This is a genomic window from Caballeronia sp. 11_S32, assembly GCF_056930355.1.
In genome coordinates, this window is the sequence record NZ_JBXOWH010000006.1 from 302,784 (window position 1) to 324,172 (window position 21,389).

The 21,389-nt window shown below is 60.2% G+C and carries 21 protein-coding genes and 1 pseudogene; 15 read left to right on the forward strand and 7 right to left on the reverse strand.

Annotation, left to right across the window (positions count from 1 at the left end; all coding sequences use genetic code 11):
• The first annotated feature begins 120 nt into the window (after nt 1-120).
• On the forward strand, nt 121-996 hold the full coding sequence (locus AC1Z32_RS40135) for a tyrosine-type recombinase/integrase (RefSeq protein ID WP_483484406.1): 876 nt from the start codon (nt 121-123) through the stop codon (nt 994-996).
• A 19-nt stretch (nt 997-1,015) separates the two neighbouring features.
• Nucleotides 1,016-2,180: pseudogene (locus AC1Z32_RS40140) on the forward strand (IS91 family transposase).
• A gap of 701 nt (nt 2,181-2,881) precedes the next feature.
• Here AC1Z32_RS40140 and AC1Z32_RS40145 read toward each other — a convergent pair.
• On the reverse strand, nt 2,882-3,193 hold the full coding sequence (locus AC1Z32_RS40145) for a DUF4148 domain-containing protein (protein WP_483484407.1): 312 nt from the start codon (nt 3,191-3,193) through the stop codon (nt 2,882-2,884).
• Nucleotides 3,194-3,344: 151 nt separating this feature from the next.
• Nucleotides 3,345-4,007 carry an HAD family hydrolase gene (locus AC1Z32_RS40150; protein WP_483484408.1) on the reverse strand — a complete coding sequence of 221 codons (663 nt, stop codon included), beginning with the start codon at nt 4,005-4,007 and terminating at the stop codon, nt 3,345-3,347.
• A gap of 356 nt (nt 4,008-4,363) precedes the next feature.
• Here AC1Z32_RS40150 and AC1Z32_RS40155 point away from each other — a divergent pair, with 356 nt between their 5' ends.
• Nucleotides 4,364-4,882 (forward strand): DUF2934 domain-containing protein, encoded by a 519-nt coding sequence (locus AC1Z32_RS40155; RefSeq protein ID WP_483484409.1) that lies wholly within the window; start codon nt 4,364-4,366, stop codon nt 4,880-4,882.
• A gap of 25 nt (nt 4,883-4,907) precedes the next feature.
• On the opposite strand, the gene AC1Z32_RS40160 is transcribed toward AC1Z32_RS40155, so the two are convergent.
• The 3 genes from AC1Z32_RS40160 to imuA are packed head-to-tail and all read right to left on the reverse strand — an operon-like array spanning nt 4,908 to nt 10,172.
• Nucleotides 4,908-8,057, reverse strand: a complete 3,150-nt coding sequence (locus tag AC1Z32_RS40160) for an error-prone DNA polymerase (protein WP_483484410.1) — start codon at nt 8,055-8,057, stop codon at nt 4,908-4,910.
• A gap of 14 nt (nt 8,058-8,071) precedes the next feature.
• Nucleotides 8,072-9,535, reverse strand: coding sequence for a Y-family DNA polymerase (locus AC1Z32_RS40165; RefSeq protein ID WP_483484411.1), 1,464 nt, complete (start codon nt 9,533-9,535; stop codon nt 8,072-8,074).
• Nucleotides 9,459-10,172, reverse strand: a complete 714-nt coding sequence (gene imuA / locus AC1Z32_RS40170) for a translesion DNA synthesis-associated protein ImuA (protein WP_483484412.1) — start codon at nt 10,170-10,172, stop codon at nt 9,459-9,461. Before imuA ends, AC1Z32_RS40165 begins: the two co-directional genes overlap by 77 nt.
• Nucleotides 10,173-10,303: 131 nt before the next feature.
• On the opposite strand from imuA, the gene AC1Z32_RS40175 reads away from it, so the two are divergent.
• From AC1Z32_RS40175 to AC1Z32_RS40230, 12 genes are all read left to right on the forward strand, one after another.
• Nucleotides 10,304-10,510 carry a hypothetical protein gene (locus AC1Z32_RS40175; protein WP_483484413.1) on the forward strand — a complete coding sequence of 69 codons (207 nt, stop codon included), beginning with the start codon at nt 10,304-10,306 and terminating at the stop codon, nt 10,508-10,510.
• Nucleotides 10,511-10,642: 132 nt separating this feature from the next.
• On the forward strand, nt 10,643-10,999 hold the full coding sequence (locus AC1Z32_RS40180) for a hypothetical protein (RefSeq protein WP_483484414.1): 357 nt from the start codon (nt 10,643-10,645) through the stop codon (nt 10,997-10,999).
• 26 nt (nt 11,000-11,025) lie between these two features.
• Nucleotides 11,026-11,985, forward strand: coding sequence for an SOS response-associated peptidase family protein (locus AC1Z32_RS40185; RefSeq protein WP_483484415.1), 960 nt, complete (start codon nt 11,026-11,028; stop codon nt 11,983-11,985).
• Nucleotides 11,986-12,274: 289 nt separating this feature from the next.
• The gene (locus AC1Z32_RS40190) at nt 12,275-12,547 is read left to right on the forward strand and encodes a CopG family ribbon-helix-helix protein (protein ID WP_483484416.1); all 273 of its coding nucleotides are present in this window, start codon (nt 12,275-12,277) and stop codon (nt 12,545-12,547) included.
• Nucleotides 12,535-12,825, forward strand: a complete 291-nt coding sequence (locus tag AC1Z32_RS40195; protein WP_077161467.1) for a type II toxin-antitoxin system RelE/ParE family toxin — start codon at nt 12,535-12,537, stop codon at nt 12,823-12,825. Before AC1Z32_RS40190 ends, AC1Z32_RS40195 begins: the two co-directional genes overlap by 13 nt.
• 709 nt (nt 12,826-13,534) lie before the next feature.
• Nucleotides 13,535-13,813: a hypothetical protein gene (locus AC1Z32_RS40200; protein ID WP_483484417.1), complete on the forward strand. Its 279-nt coding sequence runs from the start codon at nt 13,535-13,537 to the stop codon at nt 13,811-13,813.
• 599 nt (nt 13,814-14,412) lie between these two features.
• A complete protein-coding gene (locus tag AC1Z32_RS40205) occupies nt 14,413-14,751 on the forward strand; it encodes a hypothetical protein (RefSeq protein WP_483484418.1) in 339 nt (112 codons plus the stop codon).
• 486 nt (nt 14,752-15,237) lie between these two features.
• On the forward strand, nt 15,238-15,423 hold the full coding sequence (locus tag AC1Z32_RS40210) for a hypothetical protein (RefSeq protein ID WP_483484419.1): 186 nt from the start codon (nt 15,238-15,240) through the stop codon (nt 15,421-15,423).
• 197 nt (nt 15,424-15,620) lie between these two features.
• Entirely contained in the window at nt 15,621-17,702 is a 2,082-nt protein-coding gene (locus AC1Z32_RS40215; RefSeq protein ID WP_483484420.1) for a ParB/RepB/Spo0J family partition protein, read from the forward strand.
• 754 nt (nt 17,703-18,456) lie between these two features.
• Entirely contained in the window at nt 18,457-19,284 is an 828-nt protein-coding gene (locus tag AC1Z32_RS40220) for a DUF932 domain-containing protein (protein WP_483484421.1), read from the forward strand.
• 65 nt (nt 19,285-19,349) lie between these two features.
• Nucleotides 19,350-19,769, forward strand: a complete 420-nt coding sequence (locus AC1Z32_RS40225; RefSeq protein ID WP_483484422.1) for a hypothetical protein — start codon at nt 19,350-19,352, stop codon at nt 19,767-19,769.
• Nucleotides 19,770-19,907: 138 nt separating this feature from the next.
• Entirely contained in the window at nt 19,908-20,198 is a 291-nt protein-coding gene (locus AC1Z32_RS40230) for a TrfB-related DNA-binding protein (protein WP_483484423.1), read from the forward strand.
• A 94-nt stretch (nt 20,199-20,292) separates the two neighbouring features.
• On the opposite strand, the gene stbC is transcribed toward AC1Z32_RS40230, so the two are convergent.
• A complete protein-coding gene (stbC, locus tag AC1Z32_RS40235; RefSeq protein ID WP_483484424.1) occupies nt 20,293-20,682 on the reverse strand; it encodes a plasmid stabilization protein StbC in 390 nt (129 codons plus the stop codon).
• On the reverse strand, nt 20,682-21,386 hold the full coding sequence (gene stbB / locus AC1Z32_RS40240) for a StbB family protein (protein ID WP_483484425.1): 705 nt from the start codon (nt 21,384-21,386) through the stop codon (nt 20,682-20,684). Before stbB ends, stbC begins: the two co-directional genes overlap by 1 nt.
• Nucleotides 21,387-21,389 lie beyond the last annotated feature (3 nt).

A 21,389-nucleotide genomic window follows, 5' to 3' on the forward strand; every position in this document is an offset into this window, starting at 1 on the left:
CGAAACCGCTCGCGCGGTAGGGGGCTACGGCCCGACTTGGCGGGCCTTGAGAGGGGAGCGGCGTGATTCCGTATGTTGATGATCGGGGCAATCCGCCTCGTTCCTCAACGGAGCCGCATCATGACCTCCACTCAACCGGGCGTCAGCCCGCTGCGTCAGCGTATGACCGACGACATGCGCATGCGCCAGCTTTCTCCCGCGACTCAAGCCGGCTATCTGCGCATTGTGCGTGAATTTGCTCGATACCTTAAGCGCTCGCCCGACACGGCGACTGTCGAAGACCTGCGAAACTACCAGTTGTATTTGGTCGATCGCGGAACCTCGCCCGTTTCCCTGAATGCCGCGATCACCGGGTTGAAGTTTTTCTTCGAGATCACGCTTCAGAAACCAGAACTGATGGCTCGAATGCAGCCGGTGCGCGTGCCGCGCGTACTGCCGGTTATCCTCAGCCCCGACGAGGTCCGGCGACTGATTGCGGCAACAGGTAATTTAAAGCATCAGACGGCGTTGTCGCTGGCTTACGGCACTGGGTTGCGTGCCGGCGAAGTGGTCGCGCTCAAGGTGGGCGATATCGATAGCCAGCGCATGACTCTGCGCGTCGAACAGGGCAAGGGCCGTAAGGATCGCTACGCGATGCTCTCACCGGTGCTGCTCGAGCGCTTGCGGGTCTGGTGGCGCGTGGCCCGCTCGCAGGGCAAGATGCCGGATGGCGGCTGGTTATTCCCGGGACTCGATCCTGTCGACCCGCTGACGCCGCGGCAACTGAATCGCGCGATTCGCGCTGCGGCCGAAGCCGCACAAATCGACAAGCCCGTATCGATGCATACGCTACGCCACAGTTTTGCCACGCACCTGCTTGAACAGAAGGTGGATATCCGTGTGATTCAAGTGCTGCTTGGCCACAAGAAGCTTGAAACGACAGCGCTCTACGCACAGGTCGCCACCGATTTGCTGCACGAAGTCGTCAGTCCGCTGGAGCGCCTGCGTACCGAGTAACGGACGCGCGGTCAGACCGATGTTGGAGGTCGCGGACATCTTCCGCGCCTGCGGGGCCACGTGGCGACGCACGGTAGCACTGAGCCTCGGGCAACTGAAGGTGATGTCGGCCATTGAACAGTGCCGTAGCGCGGCGCTGGGTGGACATGTGTTGCGCTGTTCGGGCTGTGCACGAACCGAGATCGCCTATAACTCATGTCGGAATCGCCATTGCCCGAAGTGTCAGGGCAGTGCCGCACGCCGCTGGCTCGAAGCGCGCGAGGCTGATCTGCTGCCGGTCGAGTACTATCACGTCGTCTTCACGCTTCCCGCACCGATCAGCGATCGCCTGGTATAACAAGCGCGTCATCTACGGGCTGCTGTTCGACATCGCAGCCGAGACGCTACGCACCATCGCGGCCGACCCCAAGCATCTGGGCGCCGACATTGGCGCCACGCTCGTGCTGCACACATGGGGCTCAGCGCTCACGCATCATCCGCATGTGCACGGCATTGTCCCTGGCGGCGGCCTGTCAGCCAATGGCGAACGCTGGATCGCCTGTCGGCCTGGCTTCTTCTTGCCCGTGCGTGTGCTCTCGCGCCTGTTTCGCAGGCGCTTCCTCGAAGCGCTCACTGATGCTCATCAGCGTGGACGACTTCAGTTCTTTGGCGAGTACGCGCAGCTCGCTGACCGAGCGGCTTTCGCACAGTGGCTCGCGCCGCTGCGCGCCTCCGAATGGTTCGTGTACGCCAAGCGTCCGTTTGCGGGCCCTGAAGCGGTGCTCGCGTACCTGTCACGCTATACCCATCGCGTCGCGATCTCCAACCAGCGCCTGCTCGCCTTCGACGGACGGCGCGTGAGCTTCCGTTGGAAAGATTACCGACAGAAGGGTCGTACTCGCTATAAAGCCATGACGCTCGAATCCAGCGAGTTCATGCGCCGCTTCCTGCTCCATGTGTTGCCCGCCGGCTTCCATCGAATCCGCCACTATGGGTTACTCGCCAATCCGGTGCGCCGCGCCAACCTGGTGAAGATTCGCACGCTGCTCAGGGTTGCGCGCAAACTCTGCCCGTCCTCGCACGACGCAGTCGTCGTCGATCAACCGATCTTTATCTGTCGCCACTGCGGTGCGCCAATGCTCGTCATCGATATTCTGACGCGCACCGTACCGATTCGCGCGCCACCAAAGGCAGCACAGCGATGAGCACCTCGCTTCGATCTGCACTCTTCAACCGTCGGCTTTGCGTCAGCGCGACCGACAGGGGGACGGTTGTGCCTTCGGTGTCATTCACCCGTTCCACGGCCGTATTCCGAACTCAGAATCGCACGCGACATTGTCTCCATTGCCGCAGCCACGCCTCTTCGGACGCCCGCATCGCCCGCCGTCGACCCGCCAGACGGACCAGTCAGACCGATCAATCGCCATAGTGAAGACGCTGGCCGCATCGGACCAGCCCGCGGTTTCCTTCCTCGAGGTTTATTCAACGCCTGCCCGCACGCGTTGTCGTTCGCTCACGAGTCTATGGTCGGGGGCAGGCGTCGAACAAACCTAAACGAATTTGCCCATTCACATGAAGGGTGGCTGGCGCTCGACGCGGCGGCGTTATGAATGGCCGGTCTTCTGCGTTCAACAGCCGCCCGGGCGTAGATTGATTAGCGTCGCTAAAGGCTGACAACGGGTATATGGACGGAAGTAAGTAGTTTCTCTTTTGATCAAGTGGGCGCAGGAAATCAACGCATGCATCGGCGCAGCTCAGTTTGTTTTTTCCCGTCCGAGATAGGTCCCTCGCGGTGCTCCGCGCGTGGTATGAAGATCTTCCGCTGCAAGCGACGGGGGCACGGCTGCGATGAAACGTGCTGTTGGTATGCGTTGAGCGCGGCAAGATCTCCGGTTACTTCGGCTACTCAGTCGGGTTGGGGGCGCTGGCACTCCGTTTGAAACCAATAGTCGACCAGGCGCTGTGCGGCCTGTATATCGTCTGGATAGTACGGATCGTCGTACCACGGTGACGGATCGTAGCCCGCTTTCTTCAGCGCCGAGAGTTCGCTGTGGTGTTGCGCCATCGTAGGAGGCGCGTTGGTCCGGAGCGCAGCGAGGTCGCGGCATTCCGTCGGGCTCAGATGGGCGCCGCTTTGTGGAACAGCGCTGGCGGCACATCCCTTCAGTAGGAACGCCAAGATCACAAGAGTCGAGCGGCTTTTCGGAAAGTTGTCCATGGCGCATCTCCACGCATTCAATCGCCCCAACGCGAATTGCGGCAAACGCTTCTCTAGCCCACAGAGAGACGGAAGGGCGATCCCGATTGTTGCACCGGAACTCGCGTTCCGCTCGATGTTGTCCAGCGTCCTGCGTGACGCGACCACTCGATCAGGCGAGTAGTGGCGAGGCGGCAAGATTAGCTAGTAGCCCGGCCGGTCCGGGATAGATCGCAATGCAACCGGCGTCGCGCAGCGACTGCTCAGGAAAAGCCCCGGACAGCAGCCCGATCGTGCGTACGCCTGCCTTTCCTGCGGCCTGCGCGTCATAGGGCGAATCGCCGATTACGATGGCGGCGTCGAGCGGCACTTCGAGCTTCTGCAGGGTGACCTCGAACACATCCGGTGCAGGCTTCGACTGCTCGACGTCTTCCGATGAGACCATGACGTCGAAGATCCCTGTGACTCCTGCGATATCGAGGTAGATCTCGAGTTCATCCTTCTTCGCGGATGAGGCAACCGCGAGCTTTAGTCCCTCGTGCCTCAGTCGCTGAAGCAGCTCGGGTACCGCCGCAAATGGGCGCACCATCTGCAGGTAGTTCGATTTGAAATGCGTTCCCCGCCACGCTTCGAGCTGCGTGCCATGTTCCCGAATCTGGTCATCGGAAAGAAACGTCGGCAGCAGATTATCTCCGCCTTTGCCGATCTGACTGCGCGCTTGCTCGAAACTGACGTCATGGCCGAAATGAACAAACGCCTCGTGCCACGCCAGCGCATGAAGATCAACCGAATCGACCAGCGTTCCGTCGATATCAAAGATTGCAGCACGTAGCATAGGACCCTCCGTTTTGCGATTTCGACCTCGCAAGCGGTGTACCTGCGAGGTTGCGAGGCCAAGTAGTTCGGCCTCGCCGCCAAGCACACCCCCGTGGCCTCCTCGATCGGCTTGACGAGGACAAGGAGAGCTACGAGCGGTGTCTCGCAATCAATTGGGACTACGCTGACGCACACCACAACCTGACCGCAATCTAGTTATTCTTCTGGAGAAACGCGGAGGCGGGAGTGGCCTCATTCGAACTTGAACGCGCATCGAAGACCCAGCAGCTTGTCAATGCGCTATCGAAAATGGCGAGTTGAGCGAGCAGTCGCAACCTGCTATGGTCGCGTGGATGCCTTGTCTACGGAGTCAGTATGCAATCGACGTCGAATCCCACGCCGTCCGAGGAGAACATTCGCTATCGCGCCTACCTGCTGTGGGAGGCAGATGGTCGCCAGGATGGCCGCGACGATCACTACTGGTCCGAGGCGCTCGCGCAACTTCAAGGCGAGAGCTGTGCGCCGCTCGAGCATGCACCCGCAAAGGCGCGCAAGGTTGCGCGACCCAAGAAGGTCCTACAAGAAGATAACGGTGTTGCCGCAAAAAGCGCGAAGAAAGTGAAAGCGACGTCCGCTGGAAAAACCGGCGCGGTTGAAGTAGGCAACGCAGTGAAGGCGAAGCAAGGCAAGAAGGCGTCAACGAAGGAGGGCAGCAAAACAACTGAGAAGCCCGAGGTCGTTGCGAAACCGAAATCGGCCAGGAAGACGAAGGCGGTTGAAGTGTCTGGTTCGGCGCCCGAGTCGGCACCCAAGTCGACACCCGACACGGCGCCCACTCGAACGAAGAAGCCTCGGAAGGCTGTGGCTGACGAAAGCCAGTCTGCTTCGCGGTGACCGTTGTGGCACAGACAGGTTGGCGTCAGCAGAAATTGCGGCTGACGGTGGTGAGCCCACCCAGCAGATGTGACAGGTCGACGAGCCGCTGAGCCACAAGGTGGCGGACTTCTCCTTCACATTGCCACGTCCCGTACACCGCGAGCAACGCGGCACCCAACGCTTCGCGGCGCTGCTTTTCCAGCAGCGAAGGCCAGATGATGACGTTGACGTTACCCGTCTCGTCCTCCAGCGTCACAAACATCACGCCTTTCGCCGTGCCGGGCCTTTGCCTCACGGTGACCAGCCCACAGCCGCGTGCGAGCCGGCCGTTTCGATAGGTGCGCAGGGTAGCGGCTGGCATCAGTCGTTGTTCGAGCAGGGTTGGGCGCAAGAGCGAAAGGGGATGTCGCCCCAGTGTGAGCCCTGCCGCGTTGTAGTCGCTCACGATGTCTTCAGCCTCGGATGGCGCACCAAGCGCTGGTGTCTCGTCATCGATCCGGCTGTCGGCCAAGATGTCTCGGTCAGGGATTGCCGCGACCGATTGCCAAAGGGCTTCACGACGATTTCCGGCGAGCGACAGCAACGCATTTGCCGCCGCCAGCACCTGCAAGTCATGCCGATCAAGCTGCGCGCGACGCGCCAAGTCACTGACGCTCGCGAAGGGCTTCACCGCCCGTGCGTTCTCGATGCGCTCCGCTGCACCGTCACGCATTCCTTTGAGCAACGACAGTCCGAGACGAACGACGGGCTTCGCATGATCGATACGACGCTCGAGCACCGAGTCCCAGCCGCTGATCGTGACGTCGATCGGCACCACCTCGACACGATGTCGCTTCGCGTCCTGCACGAGTTGTGACGGCGAGTAGAAGCCCATCGGCTGCGAATTGAGCATCGCGGCAAGGAAAGCCGCCGGTTCGTGGCATTTGAGCCAGCTGCTGGCATAGACCAGCAACGCGAAACTGGCTGCGTGACTCTCGGGAAAGCCGTACTCACCGAAACCCTTGATCTGCTCGAAGATAGCTTCCGCGAAGGACTGGTCGTAGCCGCGCTCCCGCATGCCGTTGACGATGCGGTCATAGTATTTTTCCAGACCGCCTTTGCGCTTCCATGCCGCCATCGCGCGGCGCAGTTGATCCGCCTCACCCGGTGTGAAGCCCGCCGCGAGAATGGCGACCTGCATCACCTGCTCTTGAAATATCGGCACGCCGAGCGTGCGTCCAAGCGCCGTCTCCAGCGCTGCGCTCGGGTACGTGACGGGCTCGATCTTCTGACGCCGTCGAAGATAAGGATGGACAGCGCCGCCCTGAATCGGCCCCGGACGCACGATCGCCACCTCGATGACGAGGTCGTAGAAGGTGCGCGGCTGCATGCGCGGCAACATGCTCATCTGCGCGCGCGATTCGATCTGAAAAACCCCGACCGTATCCGCCTGCGAGATCATCTCGTATGTCTCGGGGTCTTCTGCCGGGATGTCCTGCATTTCAAACCGCTCACCGCGCTGCTCCGAGACGATATCGAGCGTACGGCGAATCGCCGACAACATGCCAAGCGCAAGCACGTCGATCTTCAGAAGTCCTAGTGCCTCGAGATCGTCCTTGTCCCATTGAATTGCGCTGCGGTCCACCATCGCGGCGTTCTCGACAGGAACGAGCCTCGTGAGCTTGCCTCGGCTGATGACGAAGCCACCCGAGTGCTGTGACAGATGCCGCGGAAAATTCAGGATCTCGGCGGCAAGCTTCGCCCACATCGTAATGAGCGGGTTGGCCGGATCGAGCCCTGACTCCTCGAAGCGACGCAACAGGTCCTGCGAGTGATCAAACCACTGGTGACTTTTCGCGACCTTGTCGACGATCTGCGGATCGATGCCGAGCGCCTTGCCGGTTTCGCGCAGCGCGCCACGCGGCCGATACGTCGACACGGCAGCAGCGATCGCGGCTCGATCACGTCCGTACTTGCGATAGATGTATTGGATGACCTCTTCACGCCGTTGATGCTCGAAGTCAACATCGATGTCAGGCGGTTCGCCTCTTTCCTTGCTGATGAACCGTTCGAAGAGCATATTGCCGCGCGAGGGATCGACTTCCGTCACACCGAGGCAGTAGCAAACGGCCGAATTTGCGGCCGATCCACGACCCTGACAGAGAATTTGCTGGCTGCGCGCGAATCGCACGATGTCATAGACCGTCAGGAAGTACGCCTCATAGCGCATCTCGCGGATCAGCTGCAGCTCATGCTCGATCTGCTGCTGAACCTCAAGGGGAATGCCGGCCGGAAAGCGCTTATGCGCGCCGATATACGTCTCCTGACGCAGATATGCCTCGTGCGTGAAGCCATCCGGCACGAGTTCGTCGGGATACTCGTAGCGCAGCTCATCCAACGAGAACGTGCAACGCTCAAGGATGTTCAGCGTCTGTGCGATCGCATGCGCGGGGTAAAGGTTGGCGAGCCGAAGCCGTGAGCGAAGATGCTGTTCTGCATTGGGCGCAAGATGATAGCCGCACTCGGCCACGGGCTTTCCAATGCGGATCGCCGTCATCGTGTCCTGCAGCGGCTTTCGGGAGCGCACGTGCATCACGACGTTGCCGAGTGCGACAACCGGTACACGGTGCTGCTCGGCGATGTATTCGACGCTGCCGCGATGAATGTCATCCATGGCGCGCTGATGCAGGATCAAGCCCACCCATGCGCGAGCAGGAAAAGTCTCGTTGAGCCATTCGACCTGCGCGGAGAGCGCATCTTCTTTCGCGGGAAAGTCGGGCATGAGGATCGCCAGGCAATCAGGCATCCCTCGCAGATGCGCGTGCTCTTTCTCAGGCTTCGAAAGATCGTGAGGCGTGAGCAGGTACTCGCCTTTCGCTGCACGCATGCGACCGAGCGTGATGAGCTCGGACAAGTTGCCGTAACCGTTGCGGTTTTGCGCGAGCAGGATGAGACCGAACGCTGGGCTCTTGTCCGCATGAACAAGCCGGAAGTAGGAGCCGATGATCAGCGGCAGCTTTTCTTCCTTCGCCTGGACGTGCGCGCGCACCACACCCGCCAGCGAGCATTCGTCGGTAACCGCCAGCCCGGAATAGCCGAGCTGGGACGCCCGCAGCACGAGCTCTTCGCCGTGCGAGGCGCCGTGCAGAAAAGAAAAGTTCGTGAACGCGAACAGCTCCGCGTAGTCGGGTAGGGACGACGAAAAAAGATCCACGGCGACACCACCGATTATCCGAAGAGCCCATGGAGAAACCAGCGAACTTCTTCGGTCTTCAGGCTCGGCCGTTCACGGTAGATCCAGTAGCAGCTCTTATCCGCAGCTTCCGCGACATAGTAGTCGCGCGTCACCAGCTCGCCATCGTGCCAGCCGGCTTCAATACGTTCGCCCGTCGAGACGAGCTTGAGCGGCGAGCCGTAGAACGGCCGGTGATTTTTGATCATCAGCCGCACGGGCGTGTCGAGCAACCACGTCGGACGCGGAAGTTCGGCGGGGGGAGGGCACGCCTTGATGGTGTCCTGGACCGGCACCCAGCAATTCGCCTGTTCGGGGCGATGATCCGACGTTGGGGCCGGGCGCAAGACGTTCTCGGCGCCTAGGCGCGCCACCAGCAATTCGAGCAGGCGGTTGTGATCCTGGGCGGAGCCGCCCGGATCGGGGAAAAGCGAATCGCTTGGGGGCTCGGCCGGCTGTACTTTCGAGGCCGTCAAGCGCACCGCGATGACGGCCGCTTCGAGCTCGATGCGCCCGAGCCGCTCCTTGAGCAGTCGGACGAGGTGTTCCTCGTGCCACGTCGGTTCCGCTAGCGCGATGTCAATGATCGTCGGCTCGATCGCCTGGCGGCCGCGCTCGTGCTCCAGCGTGATCGTCGCCTGCGTAAGCGCGAGCTGCTGCGCGCTCAGCCATCCGCACAACTGCACGATCAGGCGTCGCGCGGAAAACAAGATCGCTTCGCTATGCTCGACGCGGTCCGGCAGTTCGGTGCGCGCACTGAAGGAGGGGGGTAACTCCAGCCACTCGTAGAGTTCGGGCGACAGGCCATAGGCGCGGTCAAGAGAATCCAGTAGGTCCACGCCGCACCTCTTTTTGAGACCTGCGCGCGGCAGGCGTCGAATATCGTTGAGCACTCGGCATCCGAGGCCGTTAAACCACTCGGCGAACGATCGAACTTCGGGGACCACCATGAATGGCAGCTCCCCGAGATATCGTTCGAGCGAACTCATCTTGAGCACGCGCCGGCGACCGCGCTTCGCAAGCAGCCACGCGCCTTGACCCGTGGGCGCAACGCTCATGCGAGCAGTCACGCCGATTGCATTGACCGCCTCCCGGATCTGCCGGCACACGTAAGCGATGCCGCCAAAAAGTCGCAAGCTCGCTGTCACGTCAACGACGATGGTTTCCTCCTCACGCACGGCCACCTGAGGAGAGAAGCGCAGCAGCGCGAATGCAACTTCGCGCTGAACGTCGAGTTCGCGGGCCGGGCTGCGGTCATACATCAGCGCGTCAGCCGTCAGCGTCGTGACGCCGCCGCGCTTCATGCCCACCATCACGCCTGCGTCTCTTGCTGCCTGATCGAGGACGATCACCTTGTCGCGCTCGAGCACCACACAGCCGTGTTCAGTCGGAGACGACCATCTCGGACGGAACACCTCCAGCGAAAGCCGGGGCAGGAAGATGGCGACGAACACGGCCATGAGGGCTGAGCAGAATCGGTGACGGTTGGAGGTGGATGGACAGTGGATCGGTTCGGGTTGGGCCTCGTCGCTTGATGACATCGACGGCGAGGCCTCCGTCGGCGGGTCGCACACCGAGCCGCAAGGCCGCTGGCGACGAGTCCTGGGCGGCGGCAAGCGGTCGGACCAGAATCAGCAGGGTTTCGGTCGCTTGGGCCGCCAGATGCAATCGGCGTAATGCTTCAGATCGGACGTGCTGTTGCCAGAAGAGCAGCGCGCCGCAACTTCGGGCGTTCAGCACGCGCTCGGCGCACCACAGCGCGTCGGCAGTCTTCGGTGCGCGCAGCATCATCAACTTGTCGAGCGGCAGGCCCAGATAGGAAAACGCCAGACTGTTCGGCACGTGCGGCGCCTGGAGTAGCGCGACCGGCCGCTTGCTTGCGGCCACGAGTGCGGGCTTGAGCAACCGCATTTCACCAATCCCAGGTTGCTGGACCAGCAGCTCAACCAAGGCGCCGACGGGCCAGCCGCCGCCTGGCAGTTCCGCCGACAGGGCGGCGTAGCCGGTGTCGAGGGTCTTGCCGTAGGTGCGCGCGAGCTGGGACCCCCGCCACAGCGCGGGGTGAATCGCTTCGATGTGTTTAGGCAAAGCGGCCATGGGAAAGGGGCTGGCTAAAATACTGTATGGATGTACAGTAGTCAGTGTAGCGCAGAAATTGAAGCAGTGAATTGCGCCCTTTTAGCTAGCCGCAGAAAAAACTGAACAATATGCTTGCACCCAGACACCCGATGCCCGAGTTCGCTGACTTCGTTGCCAAGCTGCGGGAGGCGTTCGGCGATGCGACCATCGACGAGGCCGTCGCCCGCGGCAAGGCGGGCGAGCCGACATGCTTCGCACAAGAGAATGGCCGAACAGTCGGGTCGAAGTCGGGGGAGGATTTCAATCGCTGGCAGGTTGACGACAGCGTACGCGATCGCCATTACTGCGCAGGGTGAGACGGTTCATGCATCGGGACGGGACTGCGCTGCAGCGACCGGCGGTTGATCCGCCGTTGAAAGTCCCGAGCTCGTCCGCACCTGCAGGTAGTTGGGGATCAGGTGGTGAGTATCATGGGAATAGGAAACGAGATGAACATGCCCGATATTGACGAACTGACAGGCGCGCGAGCCGATCTTTTGTGCTTTCTCGTGGCGACCGTTGCCGCCTCTTACGCGCTGACGCAGGAGTGGCGCGTGGACCATGTCGTCGAGAGCTGCCGAATCTGGCTCAAGCGCAACCTCGTCACGATGGATTGGCTTGAGCGCATCCGGATCGGCCAACTGGCCTTCAAAATCGCTCGCCGCGATCTGAAAGAAGCGGGCATCGCGGTTCGCCAGTCGGACGTGCAGGCGCTCTTCACCGGCGACATGGGGCTGAACCATGCGAGCACAGTGGTCCAGAAGATGATGAGACTGTGCCGCGAGGCAACGGGCACGGCGACATAAACCGATCGAGATCGAAGGGGGCAGCAGTGTGCTATTCGGCGCAGATTCAAGCTGACTATCGACGCTACGTGAGAATGTTCGGCGCGCAGATGGACATTCGTGAGTTCGCGCGTCTGTTCTGGGAGCGCGCCGAAGGCAGCAAGGCGAAGGTCCCGAAGGCGATGGAAGGCGCTTTCCTCGAGCCGCAAGGCGACGACGAGCATCAGATCAAGGAATTCATCGACCGGTTCAACATCGAACAGGCGACCGCGCTCGAACAGGATCTCTTCAAACAGCGCACCCGGCTGGCCGATGCCGAGCGCGCGCTGCAGACGAAAGTGACGAAGGCCGCGACCGAAAGCCGGCGTATTGCGACCGACAAGATCGACTCGAGTCTGCGTCGGGTCGACGACTTGCGGCGCACGACGCCGAAGGACCGTGACTCACGGATCTTTCCGGGACACTACGCGCCGGTCCTCGTCGTCGAGAATGGGCAGTACGTCGTGAAGCCAATGCGTTACCAGTGCCGCATTGCCGGAAAACCTGCGAACTACGACACGCGTTTCCCAGGCACCTACAACGCTCGGCGCGACAATCTGGAAGGCTTCTGGAAGCCGCTCTTCGGTTACTCGCATGGCCTCATGATTGTGAGCCGCTTCTACGAGAACGTGAGCCGTGCGCGCATGGAAGGGCGCACGCTTGCGGAGGGCGAGAAGGATGAGAACGTCGTGCTCGAGTTCACGCCGGACTCCGGCGGCGACATGCTGGTCGCGTGCCTGTGGTCGCGCTGGACGGCCAAGGAGCAGCCCGACCTGCTGTCGTTTGCGGCGATTACGGACGAGCCGCCGCCGGAAGTCTCCGCAGCCGGACACGATCGTTGCATCGTGCCAATCAAGCCTGAGCATGTCGATGCCTGGCTGAACCCGGATGCGTCCAAGCTCGCTGCGCTGCACGCGATTCTGGACGATCGCGATAGACCGTACTACGAGCACAAGCTGGCGGCTTGAGTCGAATCAGACTCGCGCGTCGTCCCTCGACAAAGAGAGAAAGACTTGTTGCACTACCTGTCCGGTGCCTTCCAGCTTTGCCTGCACGTTGCGGAGCTTCAAAGTTGGACCGCACCGACGCCTTCAAACACCCTCGTAGTGACAGCGGCGTAACAGAGGCGTTTGATCGCCACTTCGTGGCTGAACGGTCGCGCGGAAGGTGGCACAAGCCTGCGTTCGTAAACTCCGACGGATTCTCGGCGATGCGCTATAGTATTCGAAGGTACTACCTCTGAATAATAGGTGCCATATGGCAACGAGTATCAAGCTCGACGACGAACTGAAAAACCGTGTTCAGCGACTCGCAGGTCTGCGTGACCGGTCGGCGCACTGGATCATGCGCGAGGCCATTACCCAATACGTTGATCGTGAGGAAAAGCGCGAGGCGTTCAAACAGGACGCAAAACGCGCGTGGGACGAGTATCAAGCGACGGGCCTTCATGTTACGCACGAAGAAGCCGACGCGTGGTTGGCCAAGTTGGAAGCCGGCGAGGACGCGGAGCCACCTAAGTGCCACGAGTGATCTGGACTCCGCCCGCACTCAATAATGTGCAACGCCTGTATCGTTTCCTCAAGCCCCAGAATATCAACGCTGCGCGCCGTGCCGTTGCGGCGATTCGTGCTGGCGTAAAGGTGCTGGCGGACCAGCCGCGAGCAGGCCGCCCCATTGATGATATGGACTCCGAATTCCGAGAATGGCTCATCGACTTCGGAGACAGCGGATACGTCGCGCTCTATCGTCTCGATGGCGAGACACCGGTAATTCTGGCTGTTCGGCATCAAAAGGAACTGGGTTACTGAATACATCGCCCAAGCTGCGTCCCATCCCGTAAGAGCGCTGAAAACTTCCGCGCTGACGGCTTGCTCTCGCGTAACAGGAGTACCCGATTGCCCCTGGCGCAGTTTCCGAAAAAGAAGAGGCCCCAGCCGACGATGCTCGCTGGGGCCAACGGATACCGCCATCTTCGCACTTCAACTTCGACATCAAAACTTGCAGCGGTGCTGCGGTTGTTCATTTATTGATGAAGCCAATACTGCGTTCCTGCACTTACGCTTTTGCGATCTCGATACGTCCTGCTGCCGGTAAGATGGGTAGGTGAGCCGGTGCGCTCAGTCTGTATCGTCTCGCTGTGGCTGCGATTAGCTGCATCACGGAAAGCAGTGTAGCGGTCGGAGATCTTGACCAATTGCCCGAACAGGTAGCCTAATCACCCTGTGTCTGACGCTTGGACTCCTTCTGGCTTCACCGATGAAATACACTCCGACGTCGCTACTGATGAAATGCGCTTCCCGAACCCCGTAGTAGGCCAGTGCCATCTCGGCCTTCCGACACTGTGAGGGTGCTCATTCAGAACCGCGACTGAAGGCCGCCGCGAGAGGTGCATCGCTTTGTGTACTCGGCGCCGCGTTTCATTCATGTGACTTATGCGCATGAGGCATCAAGGGGACGGCCGACGCGGGTGCGCAATCCTAGAGATGCTGGAATAATTCGATGCCCCTTTGGAGCGCGATGATGAATGATTTCCCAGCAGATGCCCGAACACAGTTGAAGCTCTCGCAACCTACTGTCGCCGACGGCGAGATTCATTTCTCCGCGTTCGGACTGGGTTGGGACTTCTGCTCTTATGCCGTTTCGGCTCGCCTCGCAATCCAGGGGCTTGGCGCGAAAGACATGTCGCCGGCGCAACTGCGCCTCGCCTTTGAGCTCAATCGACACCGCATTACCGCTGCAGTAGTAGAAGTCGGCGTGCGCGATCCGCGTAGGCGGGTGACTCTCTCGAAGATCTAGCTGGCTGACACGCCAGGTTAGCGGGGCGCCACGGATCGGTGGAACGGCTGGTCGTACCTTGATGGGTGCGGATGGGCGCGAGTGCACCCAAAAACCCGTGACGACGCCCGTCGAACACCCTCAGTACTCGAAGACGAAAAAAGGCGTCATGGGTTCTCGCAACCCATGACGCCGAATCGCTCTCATGGTCGAGACGGAGCGTGGAGACAAATGAATCATAGGCGATGATCGGCCGACGAGATTCTTCGAATTGGAGGTTGATCGCAGCGCATCTCGGAGCTTTCGGTTTCACACGCTCGCCACGCGCTCCGTTTGCCCGCCCAACCTTCTGGCGCGGCGCGCCTCTTTTTTGCACAGACATTGAAGCAACAATGCGAAAGCGGACGCCGATTGTCCTGATTCTGACTAGCATGTCGTGAAACACATCATGGGAGGAAGGATGGGCGAAGATGCCACACACCACAGCACCGTGGCTTCATGGCCACGGGCGACGCATATGGACCACCCTCCCACGCATCGACGCCAGCACAAGACCGTGCATTCGCACGCACTGGGACCGCTGATCTCGGCAGTTCGGATCCTCCCTGTTGTAGATCCAAATGGCTCGCAAGCTTCCGCGCTTTGAACCCATCGGCATTGTTGAGGGACGTGCGCTCTGGAGGAAGTATCGCGGCAACGCCGACGTCGAGCGCATGCTGCTCGAGATTGCACAGGCGCGCGAAGTGATGCAGGAGATCGGCGACTACTTCGGCTGCCTGCATAAGGTGTGGATTGAGGAGAATCTCGGTCAACTGGTGGCTTTGGAGAAAATCCGTCTATTGCTGAATGAGCAAGCGCTGCGACAGCGAGCGCTTGCAGGCCTGAAGCCAGCGTCCCACAAGTACCAATCCAGCGAACCGAACGAACCAGACGAACCAGAACCAGCGCTCGTCGACTAGCGCGGCTGCGGCGATTCAATGCGTCGCCGCCTGACGCAACGCGGACAGGATCGAAAACCGGCCGACCCTGAACGGCCGACCCCTCGGTTGGAGAACTTCAAAGACCCGTCCAAAGCAGGTCGCCTGGCGGCTCCCGTCACACCCTGAACAGCGGCGCACAGCGCCGGGTGAGCACAAGCACCTGGCGGTCCTTGTGCTGCGGGATTGCTTGCGCGGGAAGCAGGTCGTCGCGCTCCATCCTTCGTCTGCCGTTCAAAGCCCGTTTCATCTGCCCTCCAGAGCCGCCCCGTAATCGACGCATAGCACGAACCGGATTCGGTGCAAGAGTCCGCTTCGCCACGTCCTCACCCGTTCGATGCTCGCCTGCGGCTGCGCTTCGCTGCGGCCTCCGGGCGCGCCCTTGCACCGAATCCGGCCCGTGCAAATCATGCGCCGAGGCGGCTCCGAAGAGCAGATGAAACTGAACGACAGACAAAGGAGGTAGTGATGAGCGCAACGACCACCCGCACAAGCAACCCCACCGACGAAGCGGGCGTTCCTCCCGCACCCTCCGAGGCCCACCAAAGGGCATATGTCGCCGGCGACATCCGCGTGGTGATGATTAACGGATCACGGATCCAGATGAAGTACGACGGATGCCAGTGGTGGAACGTCAGTGTTACGACGCTCTAGTTTTCAATTTTACATTATGGACTCCAAACCACAACTGATGAACATTTCACCTGGGCAGCAACCGCGACGTTGAGGCGATCGCGCTCCTGCCATCGCTTCCCGTTTCGCATCGATCCTGTTTCCACACCCGCCAGCGACCGGCACGGCACTTCTCGTCGCGTGTTGCTCGGTTGCTGGCACATTCTGGGAGTTTGAAAATGGATGAACGCAACGAAACCATCGAAGTTCAGAACGACATTGTTGAGCTTGACGGCGCAGCACCGTCGCCCGCGATCCTAGAAAGCACGTTCGGCGGCGACAGCGCCATCGAGCAAGTCGCGCTGTCACGTCTGAGCCCTTCACCACGGAATGTGCGCCGTAAAGCCGCCACAGGCATCGAAGGTCTTGCCGATAGCATCGCCGCGAAAGGGCTACTGCAAAACCTCGTTGCGCACCCGTTGAAGGGCGCACGCGGCAAGAATCCGAAACTGTGCGTATGTGCGGGTCAGCGCCGACTCGCCGCGCTTCAATTGCTCGCGGAACGTGGCGCGATCAGTGCGGAGGAATTGATCCCGGTTCGGGTGGTCACCGAGGCAGAAGCTGTCGCTGCTTCGCTCATCGAAAATCACGCGCGCGAACCGATGCACGGCGCAGATCAGGCGATGGCTTTTCGAATGCTGATTGAGGAAGGGAAAAGCGCAGACTACATCGCAGCGCTTTTTTCGGTCCCGGTTCTGACGGTACAGCGACGCCTCAAAATCGCCAACGTCTCGCCGCGACTATTGGACGTGTTCCGTGATGACGGCATGAGCATTGAGCAGGTGATCGCACTCGCGTTGACCGACGACCCAGAGTTGCAGGAACGGCTGTGGTTTGATGCTCCGCAGTCGTGGCTGCGCGACCCGCACCAACTTCGCGCCGCGATCACGAAGGAAGAAATCGAAGTTCGGAACAATCCGCTTGTGGGTTTCGTGACGCTTGACGCCTACGAGGCCGCTGGTGGCTTTGTGCGCCGCGACCTGTTCAGCGAGGATGACAACGCGGGATATATCGGCGACGCCGCGCTGTTGCAGAAACTTGCGACGGATCGCTTGATCGAGATCGCGCAGACGATCAGCGCAGAAGGGTGGAAGTGGGTTGAAACCCGCGTCAAACGCGACTTCAGCGAACTGAGCGCGTACGGCCGATTGTCGTCTCACACGCGTGACATGACGAAGAAGGAGGAACGCGAGTTCGCCAACCTTCAGAAAGCGCGAGACACCGCGAGCGGCGCACTCAATGCCTACTATGACGATGAGTCAGGGGAGGAGGACGAAGACAAGCGCGACGCATTGGAGGAGGCTGCGAACGCCGCGAGCGACGCATGTGATGCTTTTATCGAAAGCATGGAAACGTGGTCGCCCGAGCAATTCGCGAGCGGCGGCGCATTTGTGTTCCTGAACTATGCGGGCGAGGTCGTCATTGAACGTGGCTTCTTGAAGCCTGAGGACAAGGCCAATCCCGAACGGGGCACGGCCGATTGTGGCGGTACGGTCGGACCCGCGAAAAAGGAAAAGCCGCTCCACAGCGAAAAGCTGTGCCGACGCCTGACCGCGCATCGTACAGCCGCAGTCCAAGTCGAACTTGCCGCTCAACCGGGCGTTGCACTTGCCGTGCTCATGCACCACATAATTCCGACCATTTTCCGGGAGAAATATGGCTATGGATTCAATGGGAAGACGCTCGAAGCGCAGTTCACCTCGGCGCACGAGAAGCTGCTGCGCGAAGCGGACGACATGGCAGACAGCCCCGCATGGCAGCAGATCGACGCCCAGCGTGCGAAATGGTCTGCGATGTTGCCGACAAGATGTGCTGAGCTTCTGCCTTGGCTACTACAGCAGAGCGATGACGTCACGTCCAATCTCTTCGCATTTTGCGTTGCTGCGACCCTCGATAGCGTAAGCGGGACCGACAGCGCTCATCCGGTCAACGCGCTGCGCGACGTGTTGAATCTCGATATGGGGCAGTACTGGAAGGCCACGCAAGCCAGCTACTTGAGCCATGTTTCGAAGGACCGGATTTCCGAGATCGTCGCTGCCGCAGTATCAGCGGACGCAGCAGCACCGCTCGCATCGAACAAGAAGCAGGAAGCCGCGTCGATGGCTGAATGCTTATTGTCAGCGACTAACTGGCTTCCCGAAGTGCTGGCGAATCGCGATGTACCGAGAGATTTCAACTTTGCCTCTCCCGAGACTGACGAAGAAGATTCGGACGAAGAGGGGAACGGATGCGAAGAAATCGACGCAGAAGAAGATCAGTGACTGGAAGGACGTACTGAGGGACGGGCGGTTGCATGACCGCTCAGTCCGCAGGTTCCTTGATAAGAAACAAAAGGCTCGGAGCGCGGCAACGCTTCGAGCCTTACCGTCCAACACCGCAGGAGTAGAACGGGCATCCAACTGATTCCATTATATCGGCGCGGCTGCGAAACACCAAGCAAAACACCGGCCTTCGCGCCTGGCGGCGCTGCGCCCCCCTCGCGTCCCTCATGGGGCTGGCTGGTTGTGTCGCACGACTTGTCGAGCGTATCTGCTCGTCGGAGTCGGCCAGTCGCTCACGCCCTTGAATCTGCCACACGCCCCGGCTTTCCCGGTCAAGGGACTTTCGCGGCATATCCTCGACCGCTGCGCGGCCTGCGGTATTCCACGTTCCCTTGACCGCGCCGGTTCGCGTAGCAGAACGGGCTTACCGCGACCGACCGACTCCGACGAGCAGAACCAACGGGTGTCCTCGCGTGCTTGACGCCGGGGGAAGTGAGACAGGCGCTGAAGCGCCCGTCTGGATTAAACGATCCGCTCCCTCACTCGTCCTCGGGGCAGCACCTTGAATGCAAACTTACCGAGACCAAGTGGTAAACACATTCGATATTTATATTTACATGTATTGACTTTTATCGAGATTCGTCCTATCATACATACATCGACACGCTAAACAGCACAGCGTCTCGATACCGGGAATCAAGCGGCGGCAACCGCTCCCGGAATTTTCACAACACCGCAATTTAGGAGTACGAATATGCAACTCGCATCCAAGTTCGGTTACAACGCCCCCGTTCTCCGCTCGGAAATCCCCCTGACGGACGACCAAATCCAAAGCATCGCACCGTCGATCTTCGCCGCTGACAAACACGACAGCCGCTCGAAGCGTTACACCTACATTCCAACGATCGACGTGCTCAACGGCTTGCGCCGTGAAGGCTTCCAGCCCTTCATGGTTGCGCAGACGCGCGTGCGCAACGAAGACAAGCGCGATTTCACCAAGCACATGATTCGTCTGCGCCACGCTGATCAGATCAGCGGCAAGGAAGCGAACGAAATCATCCTGTTGAACAGCCACGACGGAACGAGCAGCTACCAGATGCTCGCCGGTATGTTCCGCTTCGTGTGCTGCAACGGCATGGTGTGCGGCACGAACGTGGGCGAGGTGCGCGTCCCGCATAAGGGCGATGTCGTCGGAGAAGTGATCGAAGGCGCATTTCGCGTGCTCGATAACTTCGAGGTTGTGGACGAGCAGCGCGAAGGCATGCAGGGCGTAACGCTCGACACCGGCGCACAGAACGCCTTTGCGCGCGCGGCCCTCGAATTGAAGTACGACACCGAAGAAGCATCCGCGCCTGTTACCGAGACGCAGATTCTCCGCCCGCGCCGCATGGAGGACGGCGGGTCGGACCTGTGGACGACCTTTAACCGTGTTCAGGAAAACATGGTCAAGGGTGGCTTGCGCGGGCGCAGCACCACCGGGCGCACGACGACCACCCGTGCGGTCAGCGGCATCGACCAGAACGTCAAACTGAATCGGGCTTTGTGGGTTCTCGCCGACGAGATGCGCAAGATGATCGGCTAACGCGGATAGGCTACCGGGCGAGCGCAGCCGCCCGGTAGTTCCCTCGGACACATGGAGAGAACACCATGAGCAAGGTCTTTTATATTCCGGGCGAGCCGACCGCGATCGATTATGCGTTGGAACTGACAGACGGCCCAACCGTAACTTACGTCACGAACTGGACACGCGAAACACTCGAACAGCTCGCGCAGCGCCACCCGGGCGTGGTGATCGGCGAAGAAGATTGCTTCATCGAGCAGCAGGCGCGCGCGTTATCGACCAACCCGGAGGAAATCACCGAGGCCGAATATCACGCAGCCATGTCCGGCCCATGGCCGCCGCTCGTCTGGCAATTAGGCGATGGCGTTGAATCGTTCAAAGGTAGCGAGCCCGTCGAGGGGAACATCACCTTCATCTACGCCCGAAAGGGTTCGCGCTACTGGCGATTTAGAGGAGTCGCGACACTGCCTCACCCGCTGATCGCGCAGAAGATTCAGCACCACTGACGCGAGAAGACAGCATGCCGCACGTAGAACGTTGTGCGGCATGCTGTTGAGTAATATTGACTGCTATTGACTCCCGGTTGATAATCTAGCCCCAAAGTCACGCATTCAGATGGGGGCGTAAACATGGCAGGAGAGAGGATGACAGCGAAGGACTTTAAGTCGCTCATGCCCCGTCTTAAACGGATGACTGTCGGCAACGTTGAAGTCGCGCGTCGCGTACTGGTCGATGGTGTCTCACAAACTGAAGCCGCGAATGAAAGCGGATTGACCAAACAACGCGTCGGCGCAGTGATCAAATCCGTGCTGGCTGTGTCGCAAGAGTACCCGGCGAATTGGGTGCAGGTCGAGGTTTGGCTGCCGCCTGAACTCGCTGCGCAAGTTCGGCAGATGGCTGATGAAGCGAAAGCACGCATCAAGCAAACAGCCTAACCGAGAAGTACCCGGCTCCGAGGCGACCCAAAGCGCGTCGCTCCGGTCCACATTTATCTCCTTGTCAGCGTTGCCGCCAAACTGCTGCACCGTTCTAGACGAAATAGCGGACCACCAGGAAAGCGACCGCCGCGCCGAGGGTGGCCCCGATAGTTGCGGTCGCGCCGCAACAGACCACAAGCAGGGGAAGCGACCGTCGCACGCCCGTCGCAACCGCGCTTTGACTGGCTGCAATGGCAGACCGGGTCGCGTCGGCGTTACCGGCCTTTGCATCGCGGAGTGCTTGAGCCAGTTCGCGGTGGGCCGCCACCAATTCGCGCGTCGCCGCCTGGACCGTTGAATCCAGTTCGCCCTTTGCCGTGACAATCCCTTCCCGGACACTTTCAGCGTCGGCCACCGCCAACTTCAGGTCGGCGACGATCTCCTTCGAGTCGCCAAGAAACCAGTCGAGAAGGACCTCCTCTTTGGACGGCGGCCGATCCATCACGACACCAGCGTCGCAAATGCATCGTTGAGGTTGTTCCGCACCGGTATGGCCAGCTTCTTCCAGCGATACATGCGAGCAAAATCCTTGGCCTTGTCCGGGTCAGATTCGGATTTGGCGAGCGTCCGGTAATCCACGCCGTCATCGATCAACTGGTCAAAGCCGATCCGCTTTGCTGCCAGATAACCGTATATGTCGCTTTCGAACAGATACGCGCTCGGATCGATCCACGCCTTCTTGGTTTTCTTGACGTAATTGAACACTGCTGGAATCTCGCTAGCCGGTTCCGACGAAATCCGGTTCGGCAACAGGCGAATTTTCGCCGGTTGAACACCGATATTCGAGAGCGCTTCGACTGTCTTTAAACTCTCCTGCCACGCCTTTTGATCCGGCGTCACCGGAATCACATAAAGGTCGAACTCCTGCTCGGAGTCGGAGAACCGTGACATGGCTTCAAAGAACGGTTCGATATTGGAGGCGCCGACGTCGATAATGGCGTCGTCTTCCAAAACCAAAGCCTCAAGCAACTCACCGAACTTCTTACCTTGCAATTGTGAAACTTGGTCCGCGCCGAGATCGCTCGCAGATTGATTGATGGTCTCAACTGAAAAGAACGCTGCATTGGGCATGCGCGGCTTGAGAAGGTAGTGCGCGGCGACTGTCTTACCCACGCTCCCGCTGTAATTTAAGACGGCAATCTTCAATTT